Source organism: Pontibacter coccineus (assembly GCF_030546575.1).
Lineage (GTDB): Bacteria > Bacteroidota > Bacteroidia > Cytophagales > Hymenobacteraceae > Pontibacter > Pontibacter coccineus.
In genome coordinates, this window is record NZ_JAUOTN010000002.1 from 53,407 (window position 1) to 70,052 (window position 16,646).

Below are 16,646 nucleotides of genomic sequence, written 5' to 3' on the forward strand. Positions count from 1 at the left end.
CTTAGTGAATCGTTACTTCTTCTATACCTGAGATCTCAGCCGCCACCTGAGAAAAGGAGCTGTAATAAGAGCCTAGGACTTTATCTGTTTTGGAAAGGCAATATAAATCAATTAAAGCTTCTTGTATACCCTGAACCGAGTTTCTACTATAGTTACTCTTCTGGAATGCGACTATTCTGTTAGAATACTTTTTCAGGAGTTCTTCTTCCGTTGCCTTACAGTCAGTTGCCAAGAAGAAGTTCGCGTTTTTTTCTGCGACTTCATGATCCATCGCCGCAATGAATTTTTGCAGAGGACTATGCGTGATGGCTATTGTATGGTCCGTACGACGTATGTGCACGCCAATTGTATTGCCGAAGTGTCTGCTCAGCTTGTCTACCTGGCTTAGGATTGGATCAATCGGAATAAAGTGCTGGGCATAGTTTTGACCTGGGAATAACTTCCACGCGGAACATACAAAACTACTTCCTTTAGTATGCAATATCTCCAGTAAGGGGTTGATGCATGTAACTGATCGCGGCTCATATTCCTGCATATTCTTTATATTCTCAGGCTGTACAATAGTATCAAGCTGAGCTACCGCATCCTCAATATCCTCGTACCATATTTCCGATACTATATCAAGTGCTGTTTTAGTTAGCGCATACAGGCTTTTTTTACTAAAGCTTGTTGGTTTAGAGCCCGGTAAGTAAGGGAATAAGGACTTTTTGCCTGCCCATTGCTTCTCCTCCATAACCTCAAAGTCAGGCGAAGGCTTAAATAGATCAGCATACCCGCAATTTAACCATTGGTCTCTCCCCCAGTACACAACAAGCTGTTTATTAAGCTGCTCTGCCAATGCAACACCAGAATCAATGGCGCGCATCCTGTTGCATAACCCACCCACTGGTTTAAGGTATAGTTTATCGACACTATTCATTAGGGGACCTAAAGCCAATTAATTTAATCACCTCGTGTCAGTTCTTGAAATGTCAAAAACAAGTAAGGCAGGCCTTTATAAGCCTGCCTTACAAATCTAACACAATTAAGCAGTTTTACGCTACCTGTGCCTTACGTTCCTCTTTCACCTTGGGAGCTTTCCCTTCGCCTGTGTTCCCTTCTTTGTTGCGGCGCAGAATCGCCATCACAAAGCCGATGGACATGATGATGGTGCCGATCCAAAGAATGTTCACGAACGGCTTCTCCATTGCTTTCAGGATAATGTAGTCCTTTTGGGTTACGTTCACGCCAATCGTAAAGCGGTGGTTCTCCGTGTCGATGTTCATAAAGGTGATGCGTATACCCAGGTCTTCGATGATTTCTGGCACACGGCCCATCATCTGGTCTTTGATCATCAGCACAGGGTGGGCGTGGTAGTTCTTGCGCTCGCCCATGATCTTCATGGCGGCCTGAACCGCTACGTCGCCTTCAGCCAACTTAACGCCAGGTACTTGCTCAATTTGCTCAATGCCGTTAAATACTGCGATGTAGTCATTGATGACGATGGTGTCACCGGCTGAGAGCTCATACTCCTGCAGTTCACCCCAGTCCTTCTCTTCATTCGGGTCCGGAACAGTGGACACGTGGGTATAGAGGTCCTTGCCAGCAAAGTGCTTGATGTCCGGGGAGGCAAGGAGGCCCATGTTCGGGTTAACCTGCGCTCTTGGGTATAGCACAAAATTTTCCTTGTCGCTTGCGTAACTCACTTCGTAATAAGTATTCTCCGGAGAAACCAGATCCAGCGTATCACCTGTCTGGAAGTATACCTTGTCCTTCACCTGAATATTACCACGGGCGATGGCCCTGTACATATCGTCGGTCTGGTACAGGAGCTCTTTGTTCACGTAGCCAGGTACGCCCTCCACTTCCTGGAACTGACCGTGGTAACTCACCTTGAACCGGTCCATCTGCACAGGCGTGTTGCGCCACAGGAGCACGTTGTCGCGGTTAATTTCGTCAGGGAACTCACGTGAGTAAAGCAGGCCTGAGTTGTTTTGCGATATAATGTTGGAGTAACCGGAAGAGAACAGGATGCCGATCAGCATCAGCGCTATACCGATGTGTGCTACGGCGCCGCCTGACAGGGTGATCTTCTTCTGTAGCAGGCCAAGTATAATGCTGAAGTTGGCAAACACTGCGAACAGCGATACCACAAACAGCAGGATGTACACCGGGTTGTCGAGTTTGAAAGTGAAAACATCAAACTTGTTGGACAGGATAATCACCAGGCTGGCGAAGAGCAGCGTAAGCATCAGCGGCATGGTGATGGCGTCCTTGAAGCTCTTCTTGTTCGCTTTCTTCCACCACAGCAGCTGGCCTACGCCTGTCAGGATAGCGATGGCTACACCTGCCCAGAGCTGGAACTTGGTGTAGTGCTCAATCTGGTCGGCCGGTAGGGCTGCGTTCGACTCGATTCCAATGAAACCAAGGAAGGAGTTGTATACAGGTATAGAAGTAGTTACCAGCACCTGGAAAGCGGCCAGGCAAAGCACGGCAGCACCAATAAACACCCAGAATTCAGCACTGTAGGTCGAAAGCTCTTTCTCTGTCGTCGGGATTTTCTTCCAGTTATGCACCAACAGGCCGATGGCAAGCACCGTGAACACCATCATGTAGGTGAACAGCTGACCTGACAGACCTAAGTCGGTGAAGGAGTGTACCGAGGCGTTGCCCAGAATACCGCTTCGTGTCAGGAAGGTAGCGTACAGAATCAGAACGAAAGAAGTGATCACCAGGATGAACGTAGCGCGCAAACCTTGCTTGCTACGACGGTAAGCGATCATGGTATGGATACCGCCCACCAGCACGAGCCACGGAATGTATACCGCGTTCTCCACCGGGTCCCAGTTCCAGTAGCCACCGAAGTTCAGTGTTTCGTAAGCCCAGTAAGCACCCATCATGATGCCGATTCCCAGCGTTACGGCCGCAAAGTGTGACCATGGCAGCGCAGGACGAATCCACTCGCTGAACTTGCCTTTCCAAAGACCGGCAATGGCGAAAGCAAATGGAACAAGCGAAGCGGCATAGCCCAGGAACAGGGTCGGAGGGTGAATCACCATCCAGTAGTTCTGCAACAGCGGGTTCAGGCCTGTGCCGTCGGCTGGCCTAAAGTTCGGGTCCATGGCAAACACCGGAGCGTCGGCCATAAAGTCGCGCATCAGGATAAAAGGAGAGGAGCCCAGCTTGAAATCGCCGATCACCACACCCAGAATCATGGACGAGATGAAGATCTGCACGAAAGAGAAGATAGCCATCACAGGCGCTTCCCACTGCTTGTTCTTCTTGCCGGCGTTCATCAGCACCAGGCCCAGCGCCACGTGCCAGAACATCCAAAGCAGAAACGAACCTTCCTGGCCCTCCCAGAAACAGGAGATCATGTAATGAACGGGCAGGTGGTTCGACGAGTGGCTCCAGGCGTAGTAGTACTCGTAGCGGTGCTCGTAAATGATGTTGAAAAGGCTGAAGATAATAGCGATTACGGCTGCACTGTGCACATAAAAGGCGATACGCGCCAGTTTGCGCCAGCTGGTATCGCCGCTCTCTTCGGTTTTCTGGCGCGCGGCCATGAAATAAGCATAGGAGGCTACGATGGCCGCTACAAAAGCTACAATCACACTGGCGTGGCCAAAGTCTCCAATCAGCGTATTAATCATCTCTGACAGTTAAAAGTGTAAAGTTAAAAGTTATGAGTTGTGCGGTGCTAAGAGGTTTACTCTCAACTCTTAACTTATTTATATACCTGCGGTATTGGTCTGGATTTCGTTCTCCGTGTACTTAGACGGGCACTTGAGTAGTATTTTGTCGGCCACGAACACATCGTTTTGCATGTTGCCGGTTATCACAACTTGCTCAGAGCGCTCAAAGTCCTGTGGTTTTGGGTTGAAGTAGACCACGCGCTGCTCGAAGCGGTTGGTGTCCACGAGCGTAAAGGCGAAGTAGTTCGGGTCCTTCATCGGTTCATACTGCATACCCACAATGTGTCCCTGGTCATCCTTCTTGAGGCGCCCTACCACGTGTACTTTAGTGGTTTTGCCGTCTTCAGCCATTTCTATGGCATCGCCAAATGAAACATAGGTGCTCGCGTCGCCAGCTGTGGTCATGATGATACCGATGGCCATGGCGATAACGATAATGCCGATGATGTGTGACTTTTTCATCTTTATCTGATTATAGATACTCTGTTTCTGTTAGCCTAACACACGTCTGGATGTTTTAAATCCATCGCAGGTAGGGATATTTGTCATTTTTTGCCCCGGTAGCGCAAAAAAGTTTTAGCGATTTACGTACTCGTCTTTCAGCTGTTTTTCCAGTCGGCCCACCTTGCGGTCGAGGGCAATCAGGTAGAACAGCACGCCCGCCAGCACGGTCAGCAGCACGGCTACCACCACGTAGATTTTGCCATCCTGGCGCAGGGCATCAGCCATCTCGATGTTTTGCTGCGGAGCCGACGAAAATTCCACCATCTGATCTTGAGCCATTGCCACGGTTGGCTCAAAGGCGAACAATACGCCCAGCATAAAGCAGCAGATGGCCAGTATTCTAAACATTTTCATATATGCGTTGTCTCAGTAATTCAAGTCTCGATTTCACGTTTATAATCCAGACGCCCAGCAGTGTCCAGCCCAACACGGCCGGGTAAAACACCATGCGCAGGCTACTGTCGAGGTCGTAAGCATTAAAGCCGGGGTTGCCTCCATTGCCTGGGTGAAGCGAATCCGTCAGGCGGGGCAGGATGAAAAGCAAAGGAATAAGGGCCGCAAACGCGAAGATGTTGTACACGGCGCTGATGCGGGCACGTTGCTGCTGCTCGGCAAAAGAGCTGCGCAGCACGAGGTAAGCAAAGTAAATCAGCAGGCCAATAGCCGCACCGTTCTGTTTCGGGTCGTTGCTCCAGTACTCACCCCACGTAAACTTGGCCCACTCCATACCTGTCACAATACCCAGTACGCCAAAAAGTATCCCCACTTTAGCGGCTTCGTGCGCAATGACGTCGTTTTTGATGCTCGGCTTTCGCAGGTACTTGATAGAGTATACCACCGAAACCAGCAGGATCAGGATCATGCCGAACCACATGGGCACGTGGAAGTACAGGTTGCGGATGGTTTCATTGAGGATGGCCAGTCGGGGAACTTCCGACAGCATACCTACTGCCACGGTAAACACCAGCAGCAGCACGGTCAGTATTTTCCACCAGTTCTTCTTCATGTTCCTTCTTCTCTTATTTTGACGAAAGCCAGCCGGCGCCGGTTTCCAATCTGCTTTTTATTTCTAACAGTTCTATCGCCAGAATTGTCGCAAATCTACGTCTGAACTGTCTATTAATTTTCGCTGAATCAGCTTCTTGTGCCTGGTTTTTGTGTTGGCTATACCTCGCTCGTCGCGCTTTGCCTTACGAACGCCAAAGGTACGGGAACAAAATATAAGAAACAGTGACAACGATCATGTTTATGGCAAGCAAAGTCAGCAGTTCGTCGAGACTGGCAGCCCGCTCCAGTCCATCCATGGCGTTTTTAGACATTTTAATCAGCATTAGCAGCATGGGCACGATCACCGGGAAGCTGAGCACCGCCATCAGCGTGCCGCTGTTGGCGGCCTTGGAGGCTATACCTGAGATCATGGTGAGCGAGGTCGCAAAACCGATGGCGCCGAGCAGAATGCTGAGCAGAAACATCGGGATGTCCTCTACGGGGTTGCCCAGCACGAAAGCATAAAATACAAAGCAGATCAGCGCCAACACAAGCATCAGGCAGGCATTGTAGAGGATCTTGGCCAGAATGATGCCCTGCGGACTCACAATGGAGTAGAAGTAGAGCAATCGGCCACGGTTCTCCTGCATAAAGCTCTTGGCAATGGCGTTGACTGACGTGAAGAGCAGAATGATCCAGAACAGGGCGTTCCAAACGGGCACTTGCAGGGCATTCGAGCGGAGCCCGAAGCTAAGGTAGCAGACGAACACCGTGCTGCTGACGTAGAGCAGCATGCCGTTGAAAGCATACTTCTGCCGCCACTCCAGCAGGAAATCCTTCTGCATTAAGTATATGACTTCTTTGAACAGCACCTTCGTGATTTTGCGCAAAGGTACGACACAAATTGTATAATTACTAAGGAGTGGAATATACCTTGGCAGGGGTATAATTCCAGCGTCAGGGTATGAAGTTGGTGGTTGTAAACAGCTAGATGCCTCAGGAGGGAAGCTCAGGTATAGCAGGTGTACATTAAAGCAATGCCTCTGGCGAGTGTACGCTATTTGGTGGCGTCCCGCTGCTTATGCCGCAGGCACATACTAGCGGCCAGAGTCCGCCCGTTAGCGCACGCACGGGGCGCGAGCGAGGGCGCTAGGTATAACCAAGCCTCTGTGAGCAAGGTCATTAAGGCAAGGGGATCTGCGCCCATTCATCACAAACCCGAATTCATAAAAAAAGCGCAAGTTCGAAAACCTGCGCCAAAAATACGTTTATGCTTATTGAATTTACGCCCTGCGAACCAACAATTAAACCATCAACAATTCAACAATTTATTCATCCTTCTTTTTCTTCTTCTTTTTGTGCTTCACCACTTTCGCCTCGCGGTAAAAGATGATTTCCTCGGCCATGTTGGTCACCTGGTCGCCTACACGTTCCAGCTTTTTAATAATGGAAAGCAGCGCCAGACTTTCAGGTATGCGGTCGGGGTTGGCTTGCAGGTATTTGGTGATGATCACGTCCGATTTGCGGTATATTTTGTTGAGAGCCTTGTCGAGCTTGATGACTTCCTTGGCGAGCTTGGGGTCGTCTTTTACGAGCGCGACACGGCATTCGCGGAACATGGCAAGCGCCTGGTCATACATCACCATCATACTCGTTAGCTCTATCAGTTCGGGATCGAAGGGGCGGTCGAGTTTCTTCACGAAGTGGGCCATCCCTTCGGCAGTGTCGCCAATGCGCTCAAGGTTGGTGTTTATCTTGAGCACGGCCAACACAGTGCGCAGGTCTACCGCCACAGGGGTATACAGGGCGATAAAGTTTTCGCACATCCGGTCGATTTTGATGTCGTAGTTGTTGACCTTGCGCTCAAGCTTGATAATCCGGTCCGCCAGTTCATGGTCGGCATTCATCACGGCGTCGCGCCCGCTGGTGAGCTGGTGGTCAACCAGGTCCCACATCTCCAACAGCTTTTCCCGCAAGCGGTGCAGTTCTTCATCAATATGTTGCATTCGTATGTCTTTTTTGCGTGAGATTAAATTGCTATACGTGAATCAGTGGTACTTGCCTGTTAACCGAAACGGCCCGTGATGTAGTTCTGGGTGCGGGTGTCTTTCGGGCTCGTGAACATGGTTTTGGTCTTGGCATGCTCCACCAGCTCGCCCATGTAAAAGAAGGCGGTATGGTCACTCACGCGGCCTGCCTGTTGCATGTTGTGCGTCACAATCACGATGGTGTAGTCCTTCTTCAGCTCGTGAATCAGGTCTTCGATTTTGGCAGTGGAGATCGGGTCGAGGGCCGAGGCAGGCTCGTCCATCAGAATTACCGAAGGCTGTATGGCCAGCGCGCGGGCAATGCACAGGCGCTGTTGCTGGCCACCCGAAAGCGCCAGGGCCGACTTGTCGAGCTTGTCTTTCACTTCGTTCCATAGAGCGGCTTGCTGCAGCGACTTCTCGCAGGTTTCCTGCAGGAGCTTCTTGTCCTTTATACCCTGTATTTTGAGACCATAGACCACATTTTCGTAAATGGTTTTCGGGAAAGGGTTGGGTTTCTGGAACACCATGCCCACTTCCTTGCGGAGCTCGTCCACGCGAACATCAGCGGCATAAATATCGCGGCCGTCCAACTGGATCTGGCCCTGGATGCGGAAACCGTCGATGTAGTCGTTCATGCGGTTAAGGGTGCGCAGAAACGTGGACTTGCCGCAGCCTGACGGACCGATAAAGGCGGTCACGGCCTTCTCTTCCATGGCGATGTTGATGTTTTTGAGCGCCTGAAAGTCGCCGTAGAAGGCGTCAAGGTTACTGGCTTCTAACTTACTTTGTTTTTTGGTCATGGGTGAAAACTTACCATTTTATTTTCTTTTGCTGACGATGGCGCAGGTATACCGCTATGCCGTTCAGCAAGAAGGTAATCAATAACAGGACAATAATGGCGGCCGCCGCATTAGTCAAAAAGGCCGCCTGCGGACGCGAGGTCCAGTTGAAAATCTGAATCGGCAGTACTGTGAACTCATCCATCGGAGAGGACGGCACGAAAGGCACGTAGGCCAGCGCTCCGATCACGATCAGCGGAGCTGCTTCGCCCACCGCCCGTGAGAGCGCCAGGATCACGCCTGTCAGGATACCGCCAAACGAGGCGGGCAGTACCTGGTTCCACACCGTTTGCCATTTAGAGGCGCCCAGCGCAAAAGAACCGTCGCGGATGGTGCGGGGCACGGCCTTGATGGCTTCGCGGGTCGTTACAATCACGATAGGCAGAATAAGGAGCGAGAGCGTGAGCGCACCGACCAGCAAAACCGGTCCTAGATGCATAAAACGCACAAACAGCTCCAAGCCCAGCAAACCGTAGATAATGGACGGTACGCCGGCCAGGTTGGCAATGTTGATCTCCAGGAAATCCGAGAGCTTCGTCTTTTTGGCGTACTCCTCCAGGTAGATGCCGGCGGCTATACCTAGCGGGAAGGCAATCAGAGCGGACAGCACCAGAATCCAGAGCGTACCTGCCCAGGCGGTCAGTATACCTGCGCGGGCGGCACGGCGCGAAGGCAGGCTGGTCAGGAAGTCCCAGTCAATGCGGCCTATACCTTCTATTACGATATCGATCAGGAAGATGGCCAGTACCACCAGTCCGATGAAGGTACAAAAAATGCCGAACACCTGAAAGGCCTTGTCTTTGAGGCGGTTTTTCTCGGAGTTAGTCATACTTTTCCTGATATTTCTTTTTAATCCAGAAGCTGAGGTTATTCAGCAGAAACGTGAACACGAACAGCGTCATACCTGCCGCGAAAATAGTGCGGTACTCCAGCGAGCCGTGCGGCACATCGCCCATGCTCACCTGCACAATGTAGGTGGTGATCGTCTCGATCGGCACCAGCGGGTTGAGCGTGAGGCGCGGCTGCTGACCGGCCGCAATGGCCACGATCATGGTCTCACCCACCGCTCTGGAAATAGCCAGGATCACCGACACCAGTATACCGGATGAGGCGGCGGGCACCATCACCCCGAAGGCGGTCTGCAGTCGGGTGGAGCCCATGCCGTAGGCGGCTTCGCGCAAAGAGCGGGGCACCGCGCTGATGGCGTCTTCGCTCAGCGAGGAGATCATCGGGATGATCATAACGCCCATTACGATGCCTGCCGACAGCGCATTAAAACCCGCCAGCCCCGGTATAAACGATTGCAGGAAAGGCGTTACCACGGTCAGGGCAAAGAAGCCGTAGACAACCGTAGGTATAGTGGCCAACACCTCCAGCAGTGGTTTGATAAAGGTTTTGAAGCGGGCATGGGCATACTCGTTCAGGTAGATGGCGATGGTGAGCCCGATGGGCAGTGCCACCGCAATGGCAATGGCCGTGGTCAGGAAGGTGCCCGCTACGAGCGGCATGATGCCAAATTTCTTCTCAGCAAAAAGGGGCGTCCATTCCTTCTCCGTCAGGAAGCGCACAATGGACACTTCGCTGAAAAACTGGACTGACTCCGACAGCAACACCCAAATGATACTGGCCGTGACCAGCACCGTGATGGCGGCCGACAGCCACAGCAAGCCTTCTATGATTTTCTCCTGTACTCTCAAGGTGCTTTTGATTGAAGCGCAGGTATAGCCTTTGTCTCCGTGGGCTATACCTGCGCTGGTTATTTCAGGATATTATTATTGTTGTTTGGCCGTAGCGGCACCGGTGGCAAACTGCTCGAACTTCTGTTTCTGCTCGTTGTACACGTTGTCAGGCAGGGCGATATACCCTACTTCCTGGGCCAGTTCACCTGCGTTTTCGAGGTAGAAGTTAATGAAGTCCACCACTTCCGGTCTAACCACGGCCTTCGAGCTGACATACAAGAACAGCGCGCGCGAAAGCGGAGCGTAAGAACCGTCCTTCACGGTTTCCAGCGACGGCAGGATAGGGCCAGCGCCGTTGTCTACAGGTACAGCTTTCAGCTTCTGCTTGTTTTCTTCATAGTAAGCGTATCCGAAAAAGCCCAGCGCCAGCGGGTCAGTTGACACTCCCTGCACCAGCACGTTGTCGTCTTCGCTGGCAGTATAGTCGCCACGGCTCGAGTGGCTCTTGCCCACAATGGCCTCGGTGAAGTAATCGTACGTGCCAGACTCCACGCCTGCGCCATAGAGGTGAATCTCTTTGTCAGGCCACTCCGGGCGGATCTGGTTCCAGCGCTTGATGGTGCCCTGCGCTTCAGGCTCCCACATTTTCTTCAGCTCGGCCACAGTAATGTCTTTCGCCCAGTCGTTGGAAGGGTGCACAACCACTGTCAGGCCGTCGTAAGCCACTGAAAGCTGCACATACGAAATGCCGTTCTCTTTTGCCGTCTGCGCTTCTGAATCGTTGATAGAGCGGGAGGCGTTTACGATGTCGATTTCGCCGCGCGAGAATTTCTTCATGCCGCCGCCCGTGCCCGACACGCCCACGGTCACTTTTACGTCCGGAGCCTCTGCGCGGTACTCTTCGGCCACGGCTTCCGTCACAGGGTATACCGTAGAAGAGCCGTCAATTGCGATAGAACCCGACATGTCGCTGCCGCCTTCCTGGGTGTTGCCGCCGCACGAGGTGAAAGCAAGCGAAGCACCCAACAGGATGGCTGCGCTAAGTTTGAATCGGGAAAAGCTAAGGTTTAGCATACAATTTGATTTTAGGATGTATAAGTTCAGTGTGTCTGTTCTGTTTGTGTTGAATTATTAAGCGGATGTACTTATTTGGCAATCAGTTGGTTTTATTATAAGGCTAATTCCATCTGTAATCTGAACTGGGTACGGTCTTCGCGACCCGCTTCCTGTATCAGCGTCACGTCGCTCTGCACCTTCAGCGAATGCCCCACTATGTATTTTGACAGGCCCAGGGTATACTGGTCCTGTGGACGTATACCTGTCACGGCTGTCGGGTTGAAATCGGTATAGCGGCCAGCCACTTCCCAGTTGCTCGGCAGCAGGTAGCCCGCCTGCAGGTTCAGGGCCCTGCCCGTCACGAAGGTTTCCGCTGCGGCGCCCAACTCGTCGCGCAGCACCACCGGTCCATCGGTGGCTTTGCGGTCGGCATACTCACCCATGGCCGAAAAGCCGCGGTACTTGAACATGGCATCCACAAACCAGGTGCGCAGGCTGCGCGTGTCGCTCAGAAAGTCGCCTAGCTGCCCTTGCTCGCGTGCGGCGTTGTTGTTGTAGTCGAAAGAAGTAGCCAGCGCGAGTTTGGGTGTTTGCTCGCGCTCGATGTCGCTGCCTACGTAATCGCCGCCGCCTTTAAACGCTCCGAAAGGCAGTATCTCAAAACGGCCCGTGTAGTCGTAGCCGCCCGTGTTGTTCACGGTAATGTCGCGGCCTTCGCCCATAGAGATGGAGCCGATCTCTCTCAGCACAACCTGTCCTAACTGGTGCTCATGGTGCAGTTGCAGACCTGCGTCGCGGTCGAGGTTGAAGCGGGAGTTGAGCAGGCTGCGGTCCACGAACTGCATCTTCTGCGAGGAGACCACGCGCTCGCGGTTGCCCGGCAGTTTGGTCTGGCCTGCCCACAGTTGCAGGTTCGGGGTGAGTTGCCATTTGACCACCGCGTCGAGGATGATGTTGTCGGCGTTATTGGTCTGGTCGGGCACGTCGCTGCCGATGTCGCTGTTGCTCAGGCCGAGCTCTATCTTATATTCTAATCTCGGAGAAAAGGCAAAGCCGTCGAACTTCAGGCGCGCGCGGCGAATTAGGAAGCGGTCGTCCCAGTTGCCGGTGTCAGGCGTGTTGCCGCCCTGGTAAAGTAGCTGAAAGCGGGTGCCGAGCCTGAGGCTGAACGAGGAATCAGCGGCCACGAATTGGAGGCCTTTGCCGAACCTGGTGTTGTTTACGGTCTGGGCTTGTGTGCTGGAGGTATAGAAGAGGCCGAAGAAGAGCACCAAAAGGACTCCTTTGAGGTTGTGGTTCACGCGCTGTAATTAGTTAAGGGTGAGAATTAAGCTAATGCCATGCTGTTCTGTTTCTTACTTAGTGCGCAGTAGTCTAAGCCGCGCACTTCTTGGTGTACTTCAGAACGCTGCAAGGGTTAGTCAGGCCATTGGTGCTTGTTCTGAAGCACGGTGCAATATTACTACTTGCATATTATCTGAAGGTTATGACCATGTTACCGTTATGTTAAGAATTAAGATTTGATGGGAGAAGGCAGGTATAGGGGAGCGGACAAAGGTGCTGCCGGCAAAGCGCGTGCAATGGGTGGGGCTCACGATTACTATCAAGTCAAAAATAAGGCCCGCCTTGCCAAGCGACGAAACATGGCAGGTTGTTCTACCTGGAGTTGTAATAAACAAATCGGGCTGTCACAGAGGAAATCTGTGACAGCCCGATTATAGGGTAACTCTTACTTAGAACTTGTAGCCAGTCCAGCCGAACGCTGATGTATTGGCACCTGTGATAGCGCTGTTGGCTTTAATGTTAGCATTGTCAGGGTTCTTCACTTCCTGGCCTTTAACTGTCATGCCGCCATTATGGTACTCAATGACAGTTCCCGCATTTCCATTGCCCTTGCCATCCGTCAGGTCGATCAGGTCTGTAACAGCACCGCCTTTAACCAAGAGGTTGGAGATAGTGGCCTTGGCGCCTCTGCGCACTTTCACAGCATCCTGCATCTCAAAAGTAGATTCGTTTACGATCGTGATGTTCTTGAAGATGAAATCAGACTGGTTCACGTCGCCAGGAGTGTTGCCGTCCAGGTTGCCGTCCAGCTCAGCGCCTCTTGGGTCGGACTCTGTACTGGTGTAGCCGGCCTTCCAAACACCATAGGCGTTATCGAGTGTGCCCGACCAGCCCTGCGTTACGTCAAACATGTCGTCGTCAGAGTCCACTACCATTAGGTTCTTTACATTTACGGAGCCACCAAAAAACTCAACTGCATCATCAGCACCGTACGGTATGTAAACGTTTTCGATTTTAGTGCCACTTCCCACGCCATTTAGAGTCAGGCCATTGTGCTCGATATCGGCTGAGGACTTTGCGCCGGTATACTCCAGGATAAGGTATTCTATTACGCCCGAGTTGTCGTTGTTATTATCACCACCGTAGACAACAGCCGGGTTCACTTCTGTGGTGCTGGTGGTCACTTTGCCAGCCGGGCCGGAAAGTCTTGCTTTTCCATTAATGATCAAACCACCCCAGTCGCCCTGCTTCGGATCAGCTGCTGCAGAGGTTATTTTAACCGGTTTGTCGGCTGTGCCGTTCACAAAGATCTGGCCGCCCTGCTCCACCAGGATGTACTTGTTAAAGCCCTTATCGGCCTTGATAACTGTGCCTGCCGGTATTCTGAGTTTTCCTCCGTTAACCACAAGCAGCGACCCAGTTAATTTGTATTCGGTGCTTGCGTCAAGCGTTACGTCGGTAGAAATATCACCGCTTAGTTCTTTTGTGGCCGCAGGCCCTGGTTCCGGAGTTGTCGTGTCGTCGTCGTTGCATGAGAACAGTCCCAGCGGAAGGAGTAACAGGTAAAGGAATGTCTTTTTCATTTTTCTTATTGTTTATACAAATTTAGAATTGGTAGATCAACTGAATGTGACCGGAGGGTTATCGAATTGTTAAAACTGGTAGGTCACCCCGAAATCAAGTTGGACACCTCTCTTATAGCTGCCGATTGTAACGCTCTGAGCATTTGTATCGGAGCCGGCACCTTCCCTGGTGAGTTTATAGGCAGGGTTTAAGAGGTTTTTGGCTTTCAGACTGAGCTTGAGGTGCTCGTTAAGGCCCACTGCGGTAACAAAGTCCAAGGTTGTGATGCTTTTTTCGATCAGGTTGTTGAAGCCACGTGTACCCAGGGTGTGTACTTTGTCGCTTAGGTAGTTCAGTACCAGCGCAGACGTTACGTCCACATTTCTGTCGGTTACCAAATTATAAGTCAGGTCCGCATTCAGTATATAAGGAGCGGCGCCTTCCAGGGTAGAGGAGGAGGCCGTAAAAAAAGACGGGAGATTTACGTTCGTGTGGATGTAGGACGCATTCAGGCCGGCATTCAAACGATGTTTCTCGGCAAAGTTCATCAGCGATTTCCGCACTTCTACCTCAAGACCGGCTGCCACTGCGTGGTTCGACACGTTGTCGTAGGTTCTCAGGCCTGCCGAGTTGCCCTGGTCTACCCGCGCAATTGGGTTGAGTATATGTTTGTAAAAGGCATTCACCGACATCTGCTCGCCTGCTGCCGGATAATAGTCCCACTTCAGGTCGAAGTTGTAATTGGTGGAGGGTTTCAGATTCGGGTTACCATTCTCCGGGCCAAAGATCCCCTGGTAGATGAAGGGCGACACCTCTCTGTCCTGCGGCAGGGTATAGGTGCGGCTGATGCCTGTTCTTAAATGGTTTTTATCGTCAAGCTCGTATTTGGCGTTAAAGCTGGGCGAGAGGAAGAGTTCATCTATCGTATTAGACCCTTGGTCAGCGCCACGGTTAACATTATAGTTGATCTCCATGTTAACATCATCTGCCCTTACCCCTGCATTCAGAGTGAGCTTGTCTCCAACCTTGTGCACCATATCAACATAGGCGCCATGGTTGTTCCATTTAACATCGTAGGTGTCGTTGAAGTGTTCGATCCTGAAATTGCCGTTAGCCAGACTCTCCTGGTTAAAGTATGGGTCGAGGCGGATATCATCTAATCTGAAAGTGGGGAGCGTGCCTTGCCCGCCAGACCAGATAAAGTTGTAAATGGGAGCCGAGAAGTCTTTGAAGCTTACCCTGCCGCTATAGCCGACTTCGATGTAAGACAGTTTTTCCGGGTCTGCCGAAAGCGTGTATTGCAGGTTAACTTTAGGGATGAAAGCAGTTTCTGTTAATTTGCTGTTGAAGCGTTGGTTTCTTCCTTCTCCCATACCTAGTTCCACCATGCCGTTTCCGATAGACGGCAACATGAAGATTCTGCGGTCAGGCTCCTGTCCGATGACGTGGTTCACCGCAGCACCTACGTTATAGGTTATCCTGTCCGAGAGGTCTCCGTTCCAGATGAGCTGGTTTATAAATACCGAGTTGTCGTTGACCTGCAAACGCCTTTGGTGGCCTTCGGAATTATGATCCTCTGCCTTCTGGAAGATTTCTGTTTCTTTGCCATAGAAGTCGTAGGCGGCAGCCGTGGCGGTGTGCAGGTACAGGGAGTTGAAATTCAGTTGGCTGTTGTTGAGGTTAAACTCCAGGTTGCCCGCCAGCATGTGGGAGGCGCTGCGCATGGATCTTTGGTAGTCAAAATCGCGGAAAGGATTCTCTGGATTGGTTGCTGTAATCAACCGGGCGACTCCTTCCTGGTAATGGTACTTGTTATCCATGGAGCCCATTACAGAAAAGCGGTGTTTGTTCAGGAATCTGCTGCCTCCCGAAAAGGAAACGCCACTGTTGAGGAGCGGACTTTTCTGTGCCGGGTCAAGTGAGTTGTTAAAGAAATGACTTGTAACATACGCCTCGCCGTTCTGGCCTGCCGGTATGCCAGATGCAGCGGCGTAACCAAATTTGTTCATGCCATCTGGTAGCGAGAAGTTACTGCCTGGCACCTGGCTGTTTATGCCGGTTGAGATGCCGATCTGAAAGGCATTGTCATCAACAAGTTCTTTTGAATTGATATTGATTAAAGCGCCCCCTACATCGCCATTCATAGACGCTGAGAATACCTTGTTCACATCTACTGACTTAATCATGTCGCTCGTGAAGAGATCGAGTGAGATGTTCTTGAATTCAGGGTCTTCAGAAGGTATGGCGAATCCGTTCAGGGTGGTGGTGTTATAACGGTCGCCCAGGCCGCGAACGAATACATTCTTTGAACCGTCACTTTTTGAAATGCCCGAAATCTTTGCAACTGCGCCTTCAGCATCACTAACGCCCTTCCTGGAGAGTTCCTGGGCGCCAATGGCCTGCGTGGCAATTACCGATTTTTTCTGATCCAGAAGTAAGATTTGTTCGGTTTCCCTGTTGCCTTTTGCCGTGATGGTTACCTCCGCCAGTTGCGACGTGTTCTGCTCCATCGACACGTCTACAGTTGTTGTTTTGCCTGCCATCACGGTAACATTAGCAATCGTTTTAGGCGTGTAGGACAGGCTGTTGACTTCTAAGGTATAGGTGCCTTCTTTTATATTGTCGATGCGGAAATGGCCGGAGGCATCCGACGGAGCGCCCAGCCCCGTTCCCTGTACTTTGATGATGGCGCCGATCAACTCTTCGCCGTTCGTGGCGTCTTTGATGGCCCCCTGTATGCTGCCCGTCTGCGCATGCACTGAGAGGAAAGCGGATAGCAGGAAAAATAGAACTGTGGTGAGATTCTGTCGCATTGTATTTGTAGTCTTATTGATGCGACAAAAGTAGAGGGACTATATTACCTCAATATTAATGGGGGGTTAAGTTTCTATTAATAAAACCTAATATTTATTTATAACCTGTTGATATTCAGATAACATATGGGTGATTGTGTCGGTTTCGGCGCTGACAGGATGTAAAAGCCGCTATGATAGCGACAGTCGGATGGTAGCCGGGAAAGGTTTTAACAAT

At 51.4% G+C, this 16,646-nt stretch carries 14 protein-coding genes; all 14 read right to left on the bottom strand.

Translation table 11 applies throughout. The features are described 5' to 3' along the window. Position 1: 1 nt before the first annotated feature. A complete protein-coding gene (locus Q4E40_RS04075) occupies positions 2–865 on the bottom strand; it encodes an O-fucosyltransferase family protein (protein WP_303410223.1) in 864 nt (287 codons plus the stop codon). A gap of 169 nt (positions 866–1,034) precedes the next feature. Continuing rightward, positions 1,035–3,632: a cytochrome c biogenesis protein CcsA gene (ccsA, locus tag Q4E40_RS04080; protein ID WP_303410225.1), complete on the bottom strand. Its 2,598-nt coding sequence runs from the start codon at positions 3,630–3,632 to the stop codon at positions 1,035–1,037. Between the two features lie 78 nt (positions 3,633–3,710). Next, a complete protein-coding gene (locus Q4E40_RS04085) occupies positions 3,711–4,136 on the bottom strand; it encodes a cytochrome c maturation protein CcmE domain-containing protein (RefSeq protein WP_303410226.1) in 426 nt (141 codons plus the stop codon). 114 nt (positions 4,137–4,250) lie between these two features. Further along, the gene (locus Q4E40_RS04090; RefSeq protein WP_303410227.1) at positions 4,251–4,532 is read right to left on the bottom strand and encodes a CcmD family protein; all 282 of its coding nucleotides are present in this window, start codon (positions 4,530–4,532) and stop codon (positions 4,251–4,253) included. After that, a complete protein-coding gene (locus tag Q4E40_RS04095) occupies positions 4,519–5,184 on the bottom strand; it encodes a cytochrome c biogenesis protein (RefSeq protein WP_303410228.1) in 666 nt (221 codons plus the stop codon). Before Q4E40_RS04095 ends, Q4E40_RS04090 begins: the two co-directional genes overlap by 14 nt. Before the next feature lie 184 nt (positions 5,185–5,368). After that, a complete protein-coding gene (locus tag Q4E40_RS04100) occupies positions 5,369–6,010 on the bottom strand; it encodes a heme exporter protein CcmB (protein WP_303410229.1) in 642 nt (213 codons plus the stop codon). A gap of 483 nt (positions 6,011–6,493) precedes the next feature. Beyond that, a complete protein-coding gene (gene phoU / locus Q4E40_RS04105) occupies positions 6,494–7,171 on the bottom strand; it encodes a phosphate signaling complex protein PhoU (RefSeq protein ID WP_303410231.1) in 678 nt (225 codons plus the stop codon). 59 nt (positions 7,172–7,230) lie between these two features. Then, entirely contained in the window at positions 7,231–7,995 is a 765-nt protein-coding gene (gene pstB / locus Q4E40_RS04110; protein WP_303410232.1) for a phosphate ABC transporter ATP-binding protein PstB, read from the bottom strand. A 10-nt stretch (positions 7,996–8,005) separates the two neighbouring features. After that, positions 8,006–8,863: a phosphate ABC transporter permease PstA gene (gene pstA / locus Q4E40_RS04115; RefSeq protein ID WP_303410233.1), complete on the bottom strand. Its 858-nt coding sequence runs from the start codon at positions 8,861–8,863 to the stop codon at positions 8,006–8,008. Next, positions 8,856–9,731, bottom strand: a complete 876-nt coding sequence (pstC, locus tag Q4E40_RS04120; RefSeq protein ID WP_303410235.1) for a phosphate ABC transporter permease subunit PstC — start codon at positions 9,729–9,731, stop codon at positions 8,856–8,858. Before pstC ends, pstA begins: the two co-directional genes overlap by 8 nt. Before the next feature lie 75 nt (positions 9,732–9,806). Then, the gene (locus Q4E40_RS04125) at positions 9,807–10,787 is read right to left on the bottom strand and encodes a PstS family phosphate ABC transporter substrate-binding protein (protein ID WP_303410236.1); all 981 of its coding nucleotides are present in this window, start codon (positions 10,785–10,787) and stop codon (positions 9,807–9,809) included. Positions 10,788–10,882: 95 nt separating this feature from the next. Further along, positions 10,883–12,070 (bottom strand): porin, encoded by a 1,188-nt coding sequence (locus Q4E40_RS04130; protein WP_303410237.1) that lies wholly within the window; start codon positions 12,068–12,070, stop codon positions 10,883–10,885. Positions 12,071–12,502: 432 nt separating this feature from the next. Next, on the bottom strand, positions 12,503–13,636 hold the full coding sequence (locus Q4E40_RS04135; RefSeq protein WP_303410238.1) for a hypothetical protein: 1,134 nt from the start codon (positions 13,634–13,636) through the stop codon (positions 12,503–12,505). A gap of 69 nt (positions 13,637–13,705) precedes the next feature. Next, complete coding sequence (locus tag Q4E40_RS04140) at positions 13,706–16,429, bottom strand: TonB-dependent receptor (protein WP_303410239.1); 2,724 nt, start codon at positions 16,427–16,429, stop codon at positions 13,706–13,708. Positions 16,430–16,646: the final 217 nt, after the last annotated feature.

Coding starts and splice junctions, on each gene's coding strand:
- Q4E40_RS04075 (WP_303410223.1), bottom strand. CDS start 865: ATGCGCGCCATTGATTCTGGTGTTGCATTGGCAGAGCAGCTTAATAAA.
- ccsA (WP_303410225.1), bottom strand. CDS start 3,632: ATGATTAATACGCTGATTGGAGACTTTGGCCACGCCAGTGTGATTGTA.
- Q4E40_RS04085 (WP_303410226.1), bottom strand. CDS start 4,136: ATGAAAAAGTCACACATCATCGGCATTATCGTTATCGCCATGGCCATC.
- Q4E40_RS04090 (WP_303410227.1), bottom strand. CDS start 4,532: ATGAAAATGTTTAGAATACTGGCCATCTGCTGCTTTATGCTGGGCGTA.
- Q4E40_RS04095 (WP_303410228.1), bottom strand. CDS start 5,184: ATGAAGAAGAACTGGTGGAAAATACTGACCGTGCTGCTGCTGGTGTTT.
- Q4E40_RS04100 (WP_303410229.1), bottom strand. CDS start 6,010: ATGCAGAAGGATTTCCTGCTGGAGTGGCGGCAGAAGTATGCTTTCAAC.
- phoU (WP_303410231.1), bottom strand. CDS start 7,171: ATGCAACATATTGATGAAGAACTGCACCGCTTGCGGGAAAAGCTGTTG.
- pstB (WP_303410232.1), bottom strand. CDS start 7,995: ATGACCAAAAAACAAAGTAAGTTAGAAGCCAGTAACCTTGACGCCTTC.
- pstA (WP_303410233.1), bottom strand. CDS start 8,863: ATGACTAACTCCGAGAAAAACCGCCTCAAAGACAAGGCCTTTCAGGTG.
- Q4E40_RS04125 (WP_303410236.1), bottom strand. CDS start 10,787: ATGCTAAACCTTAGCTTTTCCCGATTCAAACTTAGCGCAGCCATCCTG.
- Q4E40_RS04135 (WP_303410238.1), bottom strand. CDS start 13,636: ATGAAAAAGACATTCCTTTACCTGTTACTCCTTCCGCTGGGACTGTTC.
- Q4E40_RS04140 (WP_303410239.1), bottom strand. CDS start 16,429: ATGCGACAGAATCTCACCACAGTTCTATTTTTCCTGCTATCCGCTTTC.